We start from the raw sequence: 16,624 nt of genomic DNA, 5'->3' as shown, positions 1-16,624 counted from the left end.
GATTGCACACATAAAGGAGACCGTGTGGCGAAGAACTACTATGACATCACCCTGGCACTGGCGGGAATTTGCCAGTCAGCCCGTCTGGTGCAACAGCTGGCGCATCAGGGTCATTGCGATGCTGACGCCCTGCACGTTTCACTCAACAGCGTTATCGATCTCAACCCCGGCTCGACCCTGGGTGTGTTCGGCGGCAGTGAAACCAATCTTCGTCTCGGTCTTGAAACCCTGCTTGGCGTGCTTAACGCCAGCAGCCGTCAGGGATTAAACGCGGAGCTGACCCGCTACACGTTGAGCCTGATGGTGCTGGAGCGTAAGCTGAGCGCAGCAAAAGGCGCGCTCAATACCCTGGGCGATCGTATTGCCGGGTTACAGCGTCAGCTCGACCATTTTGATCTGCAGTCCGACACGCTGCTCAGCGCCATGGCCGGCATTTATGTTGACGTTATCAGCCCATTGGGCCCGCGTATTCAGGTCACCGGTTCCCCTGCCGTGCTGCAAAGTCCGCAGGTACAGGCAAAAGTGCGTGCGTCCCTGCTGGCTGGGATCCGCGCCGCTGTGCTGTGGCACCAGGTTGGCGGTGGCCGCCTGCAGTTAATGTTTTCTCGTAATCGCCTGACCACTCAGGCAAAACAAATTCTTGCTCATTGTTAACCTCCCGGAGTTGCGAATTATGGAATTATCCTCACTGACCGCCGTATCCCCTGTCGATGGACGCTACGGCGATAAAGTCAGCGCGCTGCGCGGGATCTTCAGCGAATATGGTTTGCTGAAGTTCCGTGTTCAGGTTGAAGTACGCTGGCTGCAAAAGCTGGCCGCCCAGGCAGCAATCAAGGAAGTTCCTGCTTTTGACGAAAAGGCAAACGATTACCTTGATAAAATCGTTGCTGAGTTTAGCGAACAAGACGCCGCGCGCATTAAAACCATTGAACGCACTACCAACCACGACGTGAAAGCGGTTGAGTACTTCCTGAAAGAGAAAGTGGAAAGCGTCCCTGCGCTGCACGCCGTGTCTGAGTTCATCCACTTCGCCTGTACCTCTGAAGACATCAACAACCTGTCTCATGCGCTGATGCTCTCCACCGCGCGCAAAGAGGTGGTGCTGCCTTACTGGCGTAAAATCATCGACGCGGTAAAAGCGCTGTCCGTGGAATACCGCGACATTCCGCTGCTCTCCCGTACCCACGGCCAGCCAGCCACCCCATCCACGATGGGTAAAGAGATGGCGAACGTCGCCTACCGTATGGAACGCCAGTACCGTCAGCTGGAGCAGGTTGAGATCCTCGGCAAAATCAACGGGGCGGTCGGTAACTATAACGCCCACATCGCCGCTTACCCGGAAGTGGACTGGCACCAGTTCAGCGAAGAGTTCGTGACCTCTCTGGGCATTCAGTGGAACCCGTACACCACCCAGATTGAGCCGCACGACTATATCGCCGAGCTGTTTGACTGCATCGCGCGCTTCAACACCATCCTGATCGACTTCGATCGTGACGTGTGGGGCTACATCGCCCTGAACCACTTCAAGCAGAAAACCATCGCCGGTGAAATCGGCTCTTCCACCATGCCGCACAAAGTAAACCCAATCGACTTCGAAAACTCCGAAGGCAACCTGGGCCTGGCGAACGCCGTGCTGCAGCATATGGCGAGCAAACTGCCGGTATCCCGCTGGCAGCGCGACCTGACCGACTCCACCGTACTGCGTAACCTGGGCGTAGGCATTGGCTACGCGCTGATCGCGTATCAGTCCACCCTGAAAGGCGTGAGCAAGCTGGAAGTGAACCGTGACCGTCTGCTGGACGAGCTGGATCACAACTGGGAAGTGCTGGCGGAGCCGATTCAGACCGTGATGCGTCGTTATGGCATCGAAAAACCGTACGAAAAACTGAAAGAGCTGACCCGCGGCAAACGCGTTGACGCCGAAGGCATGAAGCAGTTTATCGACGGTCTGGCGCTGCCGGAAGAAGAGAAAACGCGCCTGAAGGCGATGACTCCGGCGAACTACATTGGCCGCGCCATCACCATGGTCGACGAGCTGAAGTAACGCCCCTCTCCCCCTTTTCGCCCGAAAAGGGGGATGCTTTTCCCCGGTTTACTCAATGTTTATCCCCACAACAACATAATCAGCGTTAGACTGCACAGCGAAAATCACAACCAGCACTAAAACAATAAGTTACTTATTATTCAGTGGTTTACTGAAATTGTAATGTGGACATTATCGGACAATAATGGTCATTTTATTGCCCCAAATCATGCCCCCAAAGCAGTTTTGCCCCCAAAATTGCCCCCAAAATTGACTCTTTTTCGTTGCAATTTTCACTGGATATTGAGAACTACTATTTCCACTGAAGCCCCGCAAGTTTTTTCCAAAGATGGCCGTCTGGTCACCACCTCCCAATCCGTCGCTGACTCTTTCGATAAGCAACATAAAGACGTTCTGCGCAAAATTGACATGCTGGGTTGTTCGCCTGAATTTTCATCAGCCAACTTTTCGGCTGATGTTCAAACCGTCGAAGTCGGTAATGGTGCCGAACATGAATCACGCGGCTACCTGATCACTAAAGATGGGTTTATGTTTTTGGTGATGGGTTTCACCGGAAAGAAAACTGCCAGGCTTCAGGAAGCATACATCGCCAAGTTTAATGCCATGGAAGCCGAAATCCACAAGAGAACCCCAGCTGCTACCAGCCGGACGAGCTATGCTGTGATCCCTTATTTCGAAAACGGTCTGCCAGTAGCGTGCCATCCTCTGATGCCGGGAGAGGTGATTATGAACCGCGATTCCTGCCTGGAGCATGTTATCCGCTCCGGCTACGTGGTGATGCAGTGCGATGAAGCAGAAAAATTCACACTCGGTGAGATTCAGGAAATGATCGCCATTGCACGACAAACACGCGATCGCTGGTTGCAGCCATAGCAATGCATGCCACCAGTCGCTTTAAGATTGGATTGGGGGCTAGTTAGCTCAGTTAAAGTTTAGCCAATCTCATTATTTAGCAATTCATGTTATTATCTTTATGACTTTTAATGTGACATAAGGCATAATAATCAGTTTCTGATAATTGAATGATAAATCTAAAATGGAATACAAACAACATATTAAATCTTTAGATGGTATTCGCGGCATAGCCGTTTTACTTGTTATGCTTTATCATTTCAAAGCTCCAGGGTTGTCCCTTGGGTTTATAGGTGTACCCATTTTTTTCTGTCTTTCAGGGTTTCTGATTACAAACATTTTATTAAATGACAGAAACAAATCATTACCTGAATACTTAAAAAAGTTCTTTTTTAATCGTTCTCTTCGTATATTCCCATTATTTTACCTATACTTGATTGCGAACTACGTTTACATCTTGTCTATTGACGGTTCAGCTAAAGGATATGGTTGGTTCATATTATATTTACAGAATTATTATTTAGGTGCAGGCGGCTCTCTCCCCGGAATTCTTGGACATACCTGGTCATTAGCTATTGAAGAGCAATTTTATTGGTTTTGGCCTTTCATTTTGTTTTTCATAAAAGATCAAAAACTACTCAGGATTTTCATTCCACTGGTATTCATTTCATTAATTTCAAGATACGTAATCTTCTATATCATTGGCGCAAAATATATGATCAATGCAACGTTACTGAGTTGCGCTGACATGATGGTCATGGGTGCTATATTTGCGCAATTAAAAAATAACAAAAAAAGCACAAATATTGCATGGGTTGTACTTTTTATCGGACTCATAGTTACTCTTTTGTCAGTTTTGACAATGCCTATGTCTGCATTCTGGGATTCTCGTAACTGGGCAAGTCAGCGGTGGTGGTTATACACCGCACTTGGTTTTTTATTTTCATCAATAATTTTCCTTTGTTATAAACATGAAACGTCAGGCAAAAGTAATATATTGTTGAAGTTTTTCAAAAACCCGTTCCTCGTTTACACAGGGAAAATCAGCTATGGGTTATATATGTGGCATACATTATGTTATATTTTATTGATAATGTTTTCTCAAAAACATGACATTTTAAGGCATAATAGCAACTTAATCATGCCCTCTCTAATAATTTCATATGTAGTGGCAACGATTTCATTTTACTTCTTTGAGCTCAAATTCCTTAAACTTAAAAGATAGCAATGAAGTGCCGCATACCTGCGGCACTTTTTATTCTGGTTTGATTGGCCAACTGATGTCCGGGGCCTTCCGGGTATCAATCCTGTTAAGCAAGACCCTGTATTTTTTCCATGAAATCAAACTGTCATTCTCCTCTTGAGTGGAGATTCCCAGAACAGTCGCATCCTGCAAGATATCAATTGTATCAATCGCTTCCTTCATTAGCTTAGCCTTTTGTCGCTCAGCAATATCAATTTGCATTTGATCTGACGGAGGCTTTCTTTCTATGAGAACCGGATAACCTTGAGCGTCAGCTTTGATATCCATGCCTTTAGATTGGCCCTCAAGCATTTCTTGCCATTTAGCATCTGTAATATAAACATAATTTTTAGGCCAACTCTCGCTTTGTTCATACGACATCTGCAAATCTACTGAATAAAATGCATTGCTTTCTGAGCTAAATATGTATTTATAGGTCATTTTTAATACCCTTCAGCTATCCAATAAGCACCATACTCACTTGTATGCATGACTGCCTGGAATGCAGAGTTTGATACAGCATTAACAAAAACATTATCTTTTGAATTATTGAAGTCACCGTTTGCAAGTGTCATTTGCACTTGTAAACAACGATTTGGAAAGGTCACCGGAAAATTAGTATTTACATAACCACCATTGCCAATAACCGTACCGCCCTGCGTTATTTTCCCGGTAATATCTTTGTGCCACCATCCTGTAGATGTAAAGTTGAGTGAAAACTGTGATTTAACCCAGGAAACGGCATCATTGTAAGCTTTGTCAGCTCTTATTTGCGAATCATTTTGCGTTGAAAAAAAACCTACCTTATCGCTTCGGATATTTCCTGTCACAGGGTCAAAATACCATACACTTGATTGCCCGTTATCAACCTGTACCGGCGATTTACCGAATGACGGCAGATCAAACACGCTGGCCATCTTGCCGAACTGCCAGGCCATGGCATCAATGATAGAGCTCTTACTCAGTTCGTCGGGACCATAAAAAATCGTCAGAATCTCTGACGGTCGCGGCGGCTCCTGCACAAACTCCACACCCGTTTGCTCTTCGTTTTTCCGCTGCGTCCTGAGTGCAGTATTCGAGCGAACAAAGTTCACTTCGAGATCGCGATAAAGCTCCGGCCAGGGTGTACGCAGAAACGCGCCTGGGAACTGGCGTACAAACGCCCGCTGGTAAATAGAGTCACCAAGCCCGTACATCCCGCGGATGCAGACCTTTCTTCTTTTCATAAATTTCCTACAGAGAAAGTGCAGTCTCGAGGGACTGTCGGGGGAAGCAGGTAAGCCGCGTGAAGCGGGAACAGTTGATTATCTCGATACCACCAGAAACAGCACTGAGGCGGGAAAATTCATCCTGCCAGCGCGCGACGCTGAATTTGTCCGGATTGGACAGCAGAGCGTGCTTTCCATGCCAGTGGGTGCCGTTCCGTATTGAGCAGTCATAACCCAGCAACAGAACACGGCTGGCGCCAAGGTGGATCGCCAGCTCAATCGCTCGTTGACCAGAATTAAACGAACCGGGGATTTCAGACGGTAGCCAGTTAATCCCGAATCGCCGGGCCGTGAACTCATCACCGCACCATCGAGCAGCATTGGAAGTTATGCCTTCGCCGTATTCTTCCCACCAGCAGCAGTCTGCCGCATATATATGCCTGCAGCATTTTACGGCCATCCAGCTATTATTTACGGCAATGACAGGGAGGTCTGAACAAGAAACAAGATTGCAGTCACTTGAGATTAACGATGGACCACTTGCTATGCAGATAAATGTTCCCTGCATACCTTTTCCCCATAAAAAAGCCACATGCGCTAAGCTTGTGGCTTCGTTTGACTCAACAGAACAGGTCTAAAATCCAAAGCCCTTCCCTGGTTGCCATTGTGTTTTCTGACTGGTTACAACTTTTGCCCCCCTTAATTGCTGCTCAGCAAAACTATCAGCAATTTCCTCTAAGAGGGAAGACTTCCAAACGTTTCCTAGCTCTAAAGATTCGACATGTCTAACTTTAATGCCCTGTGCGCCTGCTGGATCATTTACTTCAAGTTCACTACTGATATTATGCATACTCGCGAAAATACCCATAAAATGAACCTGCATACCATCCGCAATCGCATACCCCCCCCCCTTCGTTACAAAGCCTCCATGCGACACATAAAAGACTGGCGAACCCGACATGCCAGGATGAGCAGACACATCAACAACGAATAATTTTTTACCGTTGAAGTCATAATCAGGTTCGCTAGCAATGCTGCCAGTTTTCCAAATTGGAAGCATATTTGATGAATCATGGAGTCCGTACGGATAACCAATTAATACCACTGTTGACGATGGATTAATTTGGACATTTGGGATTTTCGACTGGCGAGTTATTGCTGCTATGTCGTGTTCTCTGTAATCCGCATTGGGCAATTTGATCAGAACAACATCTGCTTCTCTATCTGTAGGATGTTGGTGCCATACTGGTTCATTGCCCTCAAATAACGCTATCCGAAAAGTTAACGGATTACCTTTTTTCATTTTTACAACAAACTCTATTTCATCACCCTGTGGGGATTTGCCAGAACCGGGCTCATTACCTGTAACTACATGGTAATTGGTCGCGATAAAGAGGCGTTCCCTTTTATCTGCATAAAAGAAACCTGTTCCTGATGAAACGGTCTGTCCGTTGGATTTAAGAAGTATAAGAACTGTTGAGAGCGAAAGAGGATGCACGTTTTCCATGGATTAATCTCATCTCCTGCTGATGACGCACGAAAAAACATAATAACAAACATCCATCCTCGTTAAGAAAAAATCTTCACTTTATGGTTGCTAATTTAGCGGAAAACTCAATTCGGATTCTGGCAGTTCGCCTGCCACGCTTTTTTTAAAGCTTACTGGCGCTCTTTTTCAATCTGCCGTATGCCAGCCAGGTTATTGTTGCCCTTCTCAATCACGGCCAGCAGCGGCTTAATCCAGAGCACAGCCTGGCAGTACGTCATTGAGCTGGCGGAAGCGGAACGATCATCGGCTGCGTCAGGTCTGCTGGTATCGGTGTGCATGGCGCTGGCACGTAAACGGTGCGCGTATTTGAGCAGCCCACCAGCGACATCAGCAGGAACAGGCAGATCACAGGTTTTTTCACGGCGGAGAATCTCCCGGTATTCGATTACGATTTCTTCGGTGCTGGTGTCGATCAGGGAGTTAAGCTTATTGGCATGTTCTGCAACCTGATTGAACCGATTGAAATTGAATGCCTGGGTGGCGATCACCTGCCCCTGCAAAGAGTTGTCACTGCGCAGAACGTCGTTATCGCTCTGAAGGTTACTGACGTCCGAGCAACTCTTAACGAGGGCGACCGAAAGAATAGCAATAACGACAACGCCGATTAGACCCGGATTAATTTTCATTGGTCCAGCCCCCAGCATGCCAGCGCACTTTCTTGATCGCGCCGCTCGACCTGCCCATAGCAGCCATTCTTCTGGCCTTTGGTTAGTCGGCAATCACGTCCACCGTCTTTAATCCACCAGCGGATAGCCTCACAGGCCCCCTTCCGGTCACCAGCATTGATGCGCTTATAGAACGTGGACGGGAAGCATTTACCCGGCCCGATGTTGTAAGGGCAGAAAGATGCGATCCCGGCTTTCTGCGGTTCGGTAAGCGGTACCGTAATATTGCGGTCAACCCACGCCAGAGCCTTATTTCGTTCGTTAGAATTCACCTGATTGCATTTGGCCTGAGTCAATTTCATGCCCTGCACAACCGGTTTACCATCAACCATCGTGGCGCCACGGCAAATAGTCCAGATACCACTGCCATCTTTGTACGCCGTGAGGCTGTTACCTTCTTTCTCATTCAGAAACTGATCGAGAATGACGGATGCTGGAGCACCAGCGAGTACCAGTCCCAAGACTGCAGCACTCAATTTTGCTCTGGTTCCCATCAGTCACCTTCCTTTTGTAATGCCTCAACGACCACGCTTGCAGTTGCGGGACGTTCGTGAAGGGGTTTGTCACCAACGCCTTTCAGATAGTCATTGACCATTTTTGTTCGCTTCTCATCCTCTTTACGCCTGCGGTGTGCATCTACACGCCCGTTGATATAGGAGGCAAGCGAGATAAGCAAACCAGCAGCGCCAAAGAACATGAACACCAGATCCTGAGTGGTAAATCCAATGGCAGACGCCAGAGCTGCTACCCACGCGAAGAACTGCGTGAAGATGTTCCCTGAATCATTCATTTTCATGGTCTCTCACCTCGCAATGTGCGGGTGCTGTTACTAGAAATAAAAAAGACCGCCAAACGGCAGCCTTGGGATGTTTGATACTTTCCGGAGCTTCTTTCTCCTAAGAAGTGCAATAAATTAAACAATCCTTAAGAAGAGCCAACTGATACAAAAAATAATTAACTTTTCAAATAGTTTTTAGCTGTTACTATTTCCTCTAAGTCATGACTTTACCTCTTTGTGGATAAAAGAAAGACAAGCGGGCATGAGATGGAGTCGTTATTGCGGAGAGGAGTGATGTCGTTCTCCGCACTTTTTTGTGCACAAATCAGCGAATAAAAGACTACCTGTCGCTTCAATAGTCGGGATCAGACTTTTAGCTCCCTCTTACTGCCGCGAGTCCTCTCAGAATGAGGGGAAACAAAAAAAGGCCGCCTAATGGCAGCCTTGTAAAAATTATTATCGTCACTTACATCTGAACGCTTCAGGAATAGATGGGTTTTCTCCAGAACGACAAGAAGGACACCATGATTGAACGATATGCCTACCATCGCCCATATCCCTATACCCAAAGTCTTCAGTTTTATAAAACACATGAACTCCAGCATTTGCTGAGCATTTTGGGCAAGACTTATAGTCTACACCTTTATGTACAGTATCTTGTGAATCGTTAAGAGAACATCCGCAGACAGCGCAACCTCCCATAGAACTACTCCTTCCTTTAGCTAAAGGATAGCAATAGCAAAGAGCAACGGATATATCGTTGACATAGATCGAGTTTTGGGAGGTGAAAGACATACCTAAGTAAGATGCTTAGTGACCACTCTTAACAGGTTACGATAGTTTTTGCGTACGCGTTAGTTTTTTGGTTTGATAGAATCCATTCCACACAGCAAAAAAATTTCAAAGGGAAATAATTAGAATGCGAATCAAAGGTAATGGCTTTTCCATTAGTACCGACAATGGCAACATCAATTTACTTGATATAATCAGAAACTTCATGACTTACAACACCCAAGTTGTTAATTATTCTGACTACTCAAGAAAAATTTTGATCAGTGAAGAACAAAACTATTTTATTGGATTAGTACTTACATTCAAAAATCAAAGAAAGAACTGTTTATCCAGAATCGACAACGGAAGATTTACGATAAAAGTTGAAGATCTTCAAGGTGAAGATAAAATAGTTAATTTCAATTTTTTCTGCATTAATAAAACATCCTTCAAAGGACTATACCTTTATTATCGTGGTTCATGCTCGCTAAATAATTTATTTAGCAAATTTCAATCGCAATCAAACAGATTTATTAGAAAAACCATTTCTTCAGAGAAGAAAGCTTTAGGAAGAAATGCTACGGAAGATCAAAAAGAAGCGATTGACACAAAATACTCACAACGAGTAAATTTTAATATACTAGTTGACCGTGCTGATATAGTCGATACTCTTTCAGCCTTTAGTTCTATAAAATCTGCAGGATTCCGCTTTGAGAATATCGATTTTACTTCACCTGAACTACGAGGCGTAGAACAATTCACAAGAAGTACTGAAGTGACTTTTAATATTGATGAAAATGATAGAACGAGGGTAAGGCCAATAGCGGATCATATTGGACAATTATTTAGGAATATTCAACACATTACTAAGGGTCGTATTGAAGCAATTGATCATGCTGGCAACGAAAGGATTGTTGACCTTATTAACTCACCTGCATATTTCATAGAATATGAATTTGACGATATGGCTGAGCATGTTGATGGTCTGACTGATGATAACTTTTCAACAAACCCTATAGTTGATATAATTAAGGCTGAAATGGAAACTGGAGCAAAACATCATGAATTTAGCTGATCGCTTCACATCTACCTCATTTAGAAACCAGCTTATATGGCTGGTTATATCTTCAATTTTAATTTCAGCTATATTATTTTTTGTTTTGAAAAACCTATGCACTTTTGAATATGGTTTTTACGATTTTTATGCAAAAAGCCTGCGTGGATATCTATTCTCTGGATTTATTTCAGTAGGTTCATTTTTACTTTCTCTTCATACTTTCGTGATTGTAAACCTTAAAGATAAACTATTTTCATCTACACACTATCGCGAAAGATTTGCCATCGCAAATCAAATAGAAGTGAAAGCCATCAAAGAAAAAGACATATTAAAACCTTTAGATAGATTATCATCCTTTATTAACATATCAATATGGCTTTCAATTTCCACAGCAATAACACAGTTTACCTTGGGTTTAGCGCCCTATAGCTTTGTTGCAATTCCATGCATATGGTTAGGGTTTCTCACCATTTTGTTTATGCTAAACTCATTAGTACTTATAAGAACTAATATTAAGGATATGCTCCATCAATCTTGATGGAGCAGTATCTTAGGTAATTATAGACAATATTCCGGAAACGAATCCAAGTGCATTTTGAAGTTCACTTCTAATCTTACCGTCTGAACACTTTCTTTTTTTAGCAATAGCTCGCAGCGAGATACCAATCACGAAGTGAGCTATGATCAGCTCATATTCATCCGGGTTATACTTTTTCAGGCGTGCGACACAGCCGTCAATCTTTATCCCTTCATCGTCATCACATTGCAGGCGTGACTTTTTACCGTGCGGTAGCAACCCTTTAAAACCTGCTGCTATTGGCTGCCAGTCGACTCCACTGCTATCTGCAGCAGCCCACGCACCCCAGCGGTCCATAACATCGTACATATCACGCATTCTTTTCTCCAATGTGCTCGATAATTATCATTCCGGTTTCGCCCCATACTTTTGATGTCCGGGCGTCCCAAATGTGGGAATCATCCTCAAACAAGGCGTCCAACAGAGATTTTGTTAAGTTGTCCAGATCGGGCTTTTGCTTGTGGGGCTGACCGTCCATAGCCGCGCGCTTTTTCTTGCTCCAGCTCGGCGGCATCGGCAAAACGAAGGTGATATGGGCGCCGCTCTCCGGCACCTGGATTCCATGCAGCCTGGCTTCATCGCAGAACATGCGATAGCGCATCACCGGCGGGCGCTGCTTCCACTTATCAGCGCGGGTCATGCGGGGTTTCCCGACAGGGGTGATGATGTATTTAGGCATAGAACACCCCCAGCTCTAACTGGACCTGCTCCAGCAGCTGCAACTCTGTACCGAAGTTTCTCTCCCATTGCTTACGGCCAGCATGAATAGCCACACCATAACCACCGTTGCGGTGATGCATATGGCACAGGGGAATTGATTTTCGATGGTCAGCGCGCTGGCTTGCGCCCTGTCCGGTTCGGATGTGGTGGATTTCCGTAGGCGTTTCGCCCAGGTTCTGATTTCTGCACACGATGCAGCCCAATGCGGCCACACGCGAAAGATGGAGGCTATCTGCTTTCTTCATGCTGGACCACCAGCATAAGCAGAAACACCGCACATAAACGGGCGGTGAGAGTTGTTTAGGGTAATGCTCTGCGCCATTTTGATTCCTCAGGTTGGCGCAGTAATCAGTGGGTGTTCAGCCCGTTTGATTATTATAAATCAACACCTACTGCTTGAGAACCTTAAGTGCTTCTGGCAGGGAGTTCAAATTGATAATCCGATCTTCATCGTCCAGAATCTGGGCTGAAAGCCCGCCTCCTTCCCGGCGAATCAGTGTGCGCAATGCCTTGCTGGTAACCAGGTAGTCTGTTATTTCACCATCAGTAAGACATAAAACAAGCATTCCGTCTTTGGTGAGACCGGCAGCAAATTCATTCAATTTCATGGGCAATTCCCTAAAAATGGATTTCCCCTTGCGGGGGCGGTCCTTTTCTCCCTGTGAACTGATTTCATTTAGGTTTCCGCTAACCAGATGTCTAATAGGTTAGAAAGATCAATTAACCATAATTGACCTGTCTAACCGATCTGCTTTCAAAACACAGTACTCAGGTCCTGCTTTTTAAATCACAGGCCGATCATCGGTATCTGTCACTCGATTCAGAAAGTACGTCACAACTCCCATTATGGTCGCGTCATCAAGTGAATCACCCTCTATAGCCTCGCCATCCTGAGTTATTAATGCCCTCCCCTGAACTTTTGCGAAGTCCAGACTACCGCAGAACGCAATTAAGATGGTGTCACCTATCTTCGGCTCTCTGGCAATGTTTATTATCACGTATCCAGCTGATGTTTCGATGGTTCGGCAGTTGTCGTCATTACCGTAAAGGTTGGTAATAGTGAGAATCTGCTCAGCGAGGTCTAATGCTGGTGATTGAAATCCCATGATAACCCCCTTAGCACTTAACTGTATATTTATACAGTATCACTAAAAAAATGAGGGTCAAGAATTTGGGTCAAAAAAACCCGCACACGCGGGTAAGTGGTTAATAAAAAAGCACTAAACACCATTCTCTAACTTAAGAGGAACAATACAAAATCATCTCTAACTAAAACTTTGCGTTAATGAACTACAACCAGGTGTGTTCGTGAATGTAATGTAGAAACTGGTACCGAAATGTTCTGTTATTGCTACTCACATCCTTCCTTCACAGCCATCAATGTAAGCTTCAGAGATAGCCTCACTCATGGCGTTTGAGGTGCGCAAGTGACGTGCATCGGCAACTTCGTTAACAAGGAAAACACAAACGCTAGTGAGGATTTTATATAAGTCATCTATTTTTATAAACTGCTTCCCTATCAGTAGCATAGCAGAATATTTTCCTTCCAGTTACACCCAAAAATCTGCCATTGACACTTGAAAAACTGCGGCGTAGTATTCACGAACTGTATATATTTACATGTTTATATATACAGTTATTTTTTAAATTTTACCGTCAAAGAGGAATCAAATTATGCCTGGATTTAATTATGGTGGTTATGGTGATGGAACCAGTTGGAGCAAAGAAAGGGGGAGCACACCGCCTGGAGGGGGTTCAACCGGAAACTCGGGGAACCATGATAACGGAGGCAGCAACAGCACCGTTAACCAAGGGACGGCTGAGCAACGGCAGATTAATACAATAAGAAACAACCCCGCCATCCGTCAGAAGCTGGCAGATATGATCCTCGCCGCTCGCCGGATTAATCCCTATGCGAAACTCACGATCCAGAGCATTTCAAAATCCGGGGTCATGTCGATATCAGTCACTGAGTTAAATGCAGATCAAGCCGTAGCGATTGGTCTGAGCGGGCTGGTAATGGGCGTTGATGCTTCGGGCACTACACTGTCGATCGGGGATTTTCCAACTGGAGTCTATCGTGCTGACCAGAACCAGTTCTCTGGCCACCGGACTGCTCCTGCTCCGCTGGAAATTGCGACGACAGGCATCACCGATTTATTTACGTATGATCCTAAATCGGGTGCATACCGCTCCGGTTACGTTGAAAGCCTTAAAATTACAGGGCCTTATACTTACCGGTTGTATCTTGATGTGTACCCTAGCAAGCCCTTCGATATTACAGTAAATAATGGCGATCCCAATAATATCGACGTCCAGTTTAACAACTGGAAGGGGCCGAAGGATACCACCCGTAACCAAGTCAAAAAATTAATCAAAGATTTTATTAATTTTAAGCTTGACCAGGAAAGCAACTTACTGGCCCAGGCCAGCGATGTTATTGTGGCTGCAGGAAAGGATCTCAGTGAAGCTCTGGGTAATAAATACCAGAGCCTGGCAAATGAAATCGCGGCGGACATTAAAAACTTCCAGGGGAAACGCATCAGGAATATTGACGCGGCAATGGCTACCTTAAACCGGGTTCTGTCCAATCCGAAAATGAAGGTCAGTGCTGGTGACAAAACTGCTCTGGAGAATGCCTGGCGTTACCTGAATGCTAAGGATATGGCTTACAAATACGGTTTCCTCGGTAAAGCTTTTTCCTCTGCTGATATCATCATGAAGATCGAGAAACTCAGACAAAAATCTCTGGTAGCCGTTGATACCGGTGACTGGAAACCGGTACTGCTTGAAGTTGAGTCTTGGGTGCTGAGTGGCTTTGCCACCGGTTTTGCCCTGAGCATACTTGCGTCGCTGTCCATGCTCCTTGCCTCGGTACCCGGCTTGCCAGTCACCGCGATCACTGTACTGGGGATCATCGGGATTTCGCTGGCGGCATCACTGATTGATGACCAGTTTGCTGACAAGATCAATAACTGGCTGATTAGCCCGGCACATTAATGTAAATAAAGCAGGCGTTTTCCGCCTGCTTTTTTAATTCCGGAGTTCGGAGTTTCTTTAACTATTACAATGAAGCTTTCCGTCCCTGACGGAATGACTTAAAGGTTGCCGCAAGGACAACTAAATAATAAGCGGTATAGGTATAGCAGACAGAGTATATTGCTATAAATAACGTCACCAGGAAGTAATCATTTTGCGACATGATCCTGTACAGCTTCCCGGATTCTGTCATTTCTGCAGAGTGGAGAAGTAACATGTACATGATGGGCAGATACAGGGCTGAAAACAGCACAACTATCCTGAGCATCACACCAATGGTCTGTTCCCTGTTAATCTTGATATGTTTATAAGTAATGATAAACGCAACAACACCCCAGAACGGTGCTGTTTTACACCAGGCATTCATAACCGAACTCAGAAGCGGATTATTTGCAGAGTGCAGCATGGGTAAGCCACGGGTTACTTCAGACAGGTAAATCAGTAAGGATGAATCCGGGTTCCCAGAGTACACGACAAAAAGAATGATAAAGGGGATTATGGTGATCATCCATAATGTAATCACTATCTTTGTCATGATGCTATTGTCGGGCTTTTCACGGTTTTCAATCCTGCGCATAGTCTTATCCTTAATCATAGGGTGCTCCTGCTTTCAGGATACATCATCCCTGCATGATAGTACGTATTTTTGAAGGTTGAGTGCTTCAATTTATATGCTTAATGGCCAAGAACATTAATCCATACCAAGAATATAGCGTGTTGGGCATCTACCAGCTGTGGATTTTCTCCCCCTGTCCGCAACTACTTTCTGGTTACGAATTTCAGCCTCAACCACATGGAGCACATCTTTATCCACTTCAAGGCTTACCGCTGCTAACTCACGCGCAAAACTGTTCGGCGTTTTTGTTGCCCATATTTTACTCCAGGTTTCTAAGTTCCTTATTCCATGCTCTGACCATTAGGCCCATCATTGATATAGACATCAGTGAGTTTAAGATATGCACTCATGCCACCACCTTACTATGCGAAAATCGCTTCAGGTCAAAATCGATGATTGCCCGCCCGTCACGGAATATACCGCAGCGACCGTAACGGATAAGCTCTCCACGCTGAACTGCGATCCGGATGTACTTCTCCGCCGTGGTTCGATGCAGGTCAAACATCGCGACGACGTCATTTGTTGTGATGCGCCCATGTTCTTTCACCAGTTCGATAATCCGGTTAATCATCACCGTTCGCTCTTCATGAGTTTTTGGTCGTGGCATCGTTGATTCCTCCCACAAGCTCTTTCCATTTTTCTTGAAGCAACAGCCGGGCCGCTGCCGCTCCATCAGGCGGGAACGAAAATCCAGCGCGGATGCCTGGGCAACCGTTCGAACAGCGGACCTCTGCCGAACCCCAGTTCATCCCGCGGCTGCGGACCTTCAGTGAAGGAGCCATGCCGCATTCAGGGCATTTCGGTAAATCAGTCATTTCCCAGCCCCTGCAGCAGATGTTTGTGGCGGCGCAGCTCGCGAGCGGCACCCTGCAGACGCTGCAGATTTGCCAGCTTCGCTTTTGTGCGGCGGATTTCAGTCGAGATATAACGCGATGACGGAATAATCAGATCATCCGGGCGGCTGGTGAAAGCTGGGATATCCCCAATAATTTCTGCCGTTGTTTTTTCTGGCTGTGCAGCTTCGGCTGGAACACCTGCGGCCTCACCAGTTCCAGAAAGAGACCATGTCACGCCCTTCCCCTTCCCATTTTTGATAACCACGCCCTGGCGCTCAAAAGACAGCATTACTGAGACCATGCCGCGGGCATTACGATTTACAGCTGCAGCCAGCGCCGCGGTGGTCATAGTGCCGCTCTTTCCAAGCAACTGGCGGATAGCCACAGCATCAACCGGTGTTGGTTCATCACCTTTCAGGCGCGGAGCCTGATGTGCTGGCGTCGCTGCCTGCGGTTTGGTCGGCTGCTTGGCCTGCTCTTTCACGGTACCGAGAGACCATGCCCCATCATAAAAATCACATAAACCCTGTTCTTTCTGCTCGCGCAGCATGTTCAGCGCTTCAACGGGCTCAATTTCCAGACGGGCAGCAACCTCGCGATATGTCGCTTTTTTCATGGCTTTCAGTGCATCAAGTACGGTTTCCATAAATATTCTCCTGATAAAATTTA

General features: G+C 45.8%; 23 protein-coding genes. 7 read left to right on the top strand and 16 right to left on the bottom strand.

From position 1 onward, the window contains the following. The first annotated feature begins 24 nt into the window (after positions 1 to 24). The 4 genes from hflD to ACMGG5_RS15125 all read left to right on the top strand — a co-directional run bounded on the left by hflD (position 25) and on the right by ACMGG5_RS15125 (position 4,121). Complete coding sequence (gene hflD, locus ACMGG5_RS15140) at positions 25 to 654, top strand: high frequency lysogenization protein HflD (protein WP_008500756.1); 630 nt, start codon at positions 25 to 27, stop codon at positions 652 to 654. Between the two features lie 19 nt (positions 655 to 673). Then, positions 674 to 2,044: an adenylosuccinate lyase gene (purB, locus tag ACMGG5_RS15135; protein WP_008500757.1), complete on the top strand. Its 1,371-nt coding sequence runs from the start codon at positions 674 to 676 to the stop codon at positions 2,042 to 2,044. A gap of 162 nt (positions 2,045 to 2,206) precedes the next feature. Continuing rightward, positions 2,207 to 2,917: a Rha family transcriptional regulator gene (locus ACMGG5_RS15130; RefSeq protein WP_420278112.1), complete on the top strand. Its 711-nt coding sequence runs from the start codon at positions 2,207 to 2,209 to the stop codon at positions 2,915 to 2,917. A 163-nt stretch (positions 2,918 to 3,080) separates the two neighbouring features. Continuing rightward, positions 3,081 to 4,121, top strand: a complete 1,041-nt coding sequence (locus ACMGG5_RS15125) for an acyltransferase family protein (RefSeq protein WP_420278111.1) — start codon at positions 3,081 to 3,083, stop codon at positions 4,119 to 4,121. A gap of 30 nt (positions 4,122 to 4,151) precedes the next feature. Here ACMGG5_RS15125 and ACMGG5_RS15120 read toward each other — a convergent pair whose 3' ends face one another. The 7 genes from ACMGG5_RS15120 to ACMGG5_RS15090 form a co-directional block, all read right to left on the bottom strand. Next, positions 4,152 to 4,580, bottom strand: a complete 429-nt coding sequence (locus tag ACMGG5_RS15120) for a tail fiber assembly protein (protein ID WP_420278110.1) — start codon at positions 4,578 to 4,580, stop codon at positions 4,152 to 4,154. 2 nt (positions 4,581 to 4,582) lie between these two features. Further along, positions 4,583 to 5,365: a gp53-like domain-containing protein gene (locus tag ACMGG5_RS15115; RefSeq protein ID WP_420278108.1), complete on the bottom strand. Its 783-nt coding sequence runs from the start codon at positions 5,363 to 5,365 to the stop codon at positions 4,583 to 4,585. Positions 5,366 to 5,372: 7 nt separating this feature from the next. After that, positions 5,373 to 5,915, bottom strand: a complete 543-nt coding sequence (locus ACMGG5_RS15110; protein WP_420278106.1) for a hypothetical protein — start codon at positions 5,913 to 5,915, stop codon at positions 5,373 to 5,375. 66 nt (positions 5,916 to 5,981) lie between these two features. Further along, complete coding sequence (locus tag ACMGG5_RS15105; RefSeq protein WP_420278104.1) at positions 5,982 to 6,854, bottom strand: S1 family peptidase; 873 nt, start codon at positions 6,852 to 6,854, stop codon at positions 5,982 to 5,984. Positions 6,855 to 7,006: 152 nt separating this feature from the next. Further along, positions 7,007 to 7,522 (bottom strand): hypothetical protein, encoded by a 516-nt coding sequence (locus ACMGG5_RS15100; protein WP_420278102.1) that lies wholly within the window; start codon positions 7,520 to 7,522, stop codon positions 7,007 to 7,009. Continuing rightward, positions 7,519 to 8,055, bottom strand: a complete 537-nt coding sequence (locus ACMGG5_RS15095) for a lysozyme (RefSeq protein WP_420278100.1) — start codon at positions 8,053 to 8,055, stop codon at positions 7,519 to 7,521. Before ACMGG5_RS15095 ends, ACMGG5_RS15100 begins: the two co-directional genes overlap by 4 nt. Next, complete coding sequence (locus ACMGG5_RS15090) at positions 8,055 to 8,357, bottom strand: hypothetical protein (RefSeq protein WP_267216688.1); 303 nt, start codon at positions 8,355 to 8,357, stop codon at positions 8,055 to 8,057. Before ACMGG5_RS15090 ends, ACMGG5_RS15095 begins: the two co-directional genes overlap by 1 nt. A gap of 901 nt (positions 8,358 to 9,258) precedes the next feature. Between ACMGG5_RS15090 and ACMGG5_RS15085 the strand changes: the two genes are divergently transcribed. Further along, on the top strand, positions 9,259 to 10,185 hold the full coding sequence (locus tag ACMGG5_RS15085) for a hypothetical protein (RefSeq protein ID WP_420278099.1): 927 nt from the start codon (positions 9,259 to 9,261) through the stop codon (positions 10,183 to 10,185). Further along, positions 10,172 to 10,705, top strand: a complete 534-nt coding sequence (locus ACMGG5_RS15080; RefSeq protein ID WP_420278098.1) for a hypothetical protein — start codon at positions 10,172 to 10,174, stop codon at positions 10,703 to 10,705. The genes ACMGG5_RS15085 and ACMGG5_RS15080 overlap by 14 nt, the downstream gene beginning before the upstream one ends. A 12-nt stretch (positions 10,706 to 10,717) precedes the next feature. Here the strand turns inward: ACMGG5_RS15080 and ACMGG5_RS15075 are convergent, their stop codons facing one another. The 5 genes from ACMGG5_RS15075 to ACMGG5_RS15055 all read right to left on the bottom strand — a co-directional run bounded on the left by ACMGG5_RS15075 (position 10,718) and on the right by ACMGG5_RS15055 (position 12,570). Next, positions 10,718 to 11,062 (bottom strand): antiterminator Q family protein, encoded by a 345-nt coding sequence (locus ACMGG5_RS15075; protein WP_420278096.1) that lies wholly within the window; start codon positions 11,060 to 11,062, stop codon positions 10,718 to 10,720. Then, positions 11,055 to 11,423: a RusA family crossover junction endodeoxyribonuclease gene (locus tag ACMGG5_RS15070; protein WP_420278094.1), complete on the bottom strand. Its 369-nt coding sequence runs from the start codon at positions 11,421 to 11,423 to the stop codon at positions 11,055 to 11,057. Before ACMGG5_RS15070 ends, ACMGG5_RS15075 begins: the two co-directional genes overlap by 8 nt. Continuing rightward, complete coding sequence (locus ACMGG5_RS15065; protein WP_420278093.1) at positions 11,416 to 11,709, bottom strand: Ref family recombination enhancement nuclease; 294 nt, start codon at positions 11,707 to 11,709, stop codon at positions 11,416 to 11,418. Before ACMGG5_RS15065 ends, ACMGG5_RS15070 begins: the two co-directional genes overlap by 8 nt. Positions 11,710 to 11,853: 144 nt before the next feature. Beyond that, positions 11,854 to 12,072, bottom strand: a complete 219-nt coding sequence (locus ACMGG5_RS15060; protein WP_149366350.1) for a hypothetical protein — start codon at positions 12,070 to 12,072, stop codon at positions 11,854 to 11,856. Between the two features lie 174 nt (positions 12,073 to 12,246). Continuing rightward, a complete protein-coding gene (locus ACMGG5_RS15055) occupies positions 12,247 to 12,570 on the bottom strand; it encodes a hypothetical protein (RefSeq protein ID WP_420278091.1) in 324 nt (107 codons plus the stop codon). Positions 12,571 to 13,138: 568 nt separating this feature from the next. Between ACMGG5_RS15055 and ACMGG5_RS15050 the strand changes: the two genes are divergently transcribed. Next, positions 13,139 to 14,464, top strand: coding sequence for a colicin-like pore-forming protein (locus ACMGG5_RS15050; protein WP_420278090.1), 1,326 nt, complete (start codon positions 13,139 to 13,141; stop codon positions 14,462 to 14,464). Between the two features lie 64 nt (positions 14,465 to 14,528). Here ACMGG5_RS15050 and cui read toward each other — a convergent pair whose 3' ends face one another. The 4 genes from cui to ACMGG5_RS15030 form a co-directional block, all read right to left on the bottom strand. Beyond that, positions 14,529 to 15,098 carry a colicin immunity protein Cui gene (gene cui, locus ACMGG5_RS15045; RefSeq protein WP_420278089.1) on the bottom strand — a complete coding sequence of 190 codons (570 nt, stop codon included), beginning with the start codon at positions 15,096 to 15,098 and terminating at the stop codon, positions 14,529 to 14,531. Between the two features lie 367 nt (positions 15,099 to 15,465). Continuing rightward, positions 15,466 to 15,726 (bottom strand): DUF977 family protein, encoded by a 261-nt coding sequence (locus ACMGG5_RS15040; RefSeq protein WP_257246975.1) that lies wholly within the window; start codon positions 15,724 to 15,726, stop codon positions 15,466 to 15,468. Continuing rightward, positions 15,704 to 15,934 (bottom strand): hypothetical protein, encoded by a 231-nt coding sequence (locus ACMGG5_RS15035; RefSeq protein WP_420278087.1) that lies wholly within the window; start codon positions 15,932 to 15,934, stop codon positions 15,704 to 15,706. Before ACMGG5_RS15035 ends, ACMGG5_RS15040 begins: the two co-directional genes overlap by 23 nt. Beyond that, positions 15,927 to 16,601, bottom strand: coding sequence for a DUF1627 domain-containing protein (locus tag ACMGG5_RS15030; RefSeq protein WP_420278085.1), 675 nt, complete (start codon positions 16,599 to 16,601; stop codon positions 15,927 to 15,929). Before ACMGG5_RS15030 ends, ACMGG5_RS15035 begins: the two co-directional genes overlap by 8 nt. Between the last annotated feature and the right edge of the window lie 23 nt (positions 16,602 to 16,624).

This window comes from Enterobacter sp. BNK-34, from assembly GCF_048684445.1.
In the GTDB taxonomy this organism is placed as follows: Bacteria; Pseudomonadota; Gammaproteobacteria; order Enterobacterales; family Enterobacteriaceae; genus Enterobacter; species Enterobacter pseudoroggenkampii.
The sequence above is the reverse complement of the archived record's forward strand: the minus strand, read 5'-3'. Positions and strand labels throughout refer to the sequence as shown.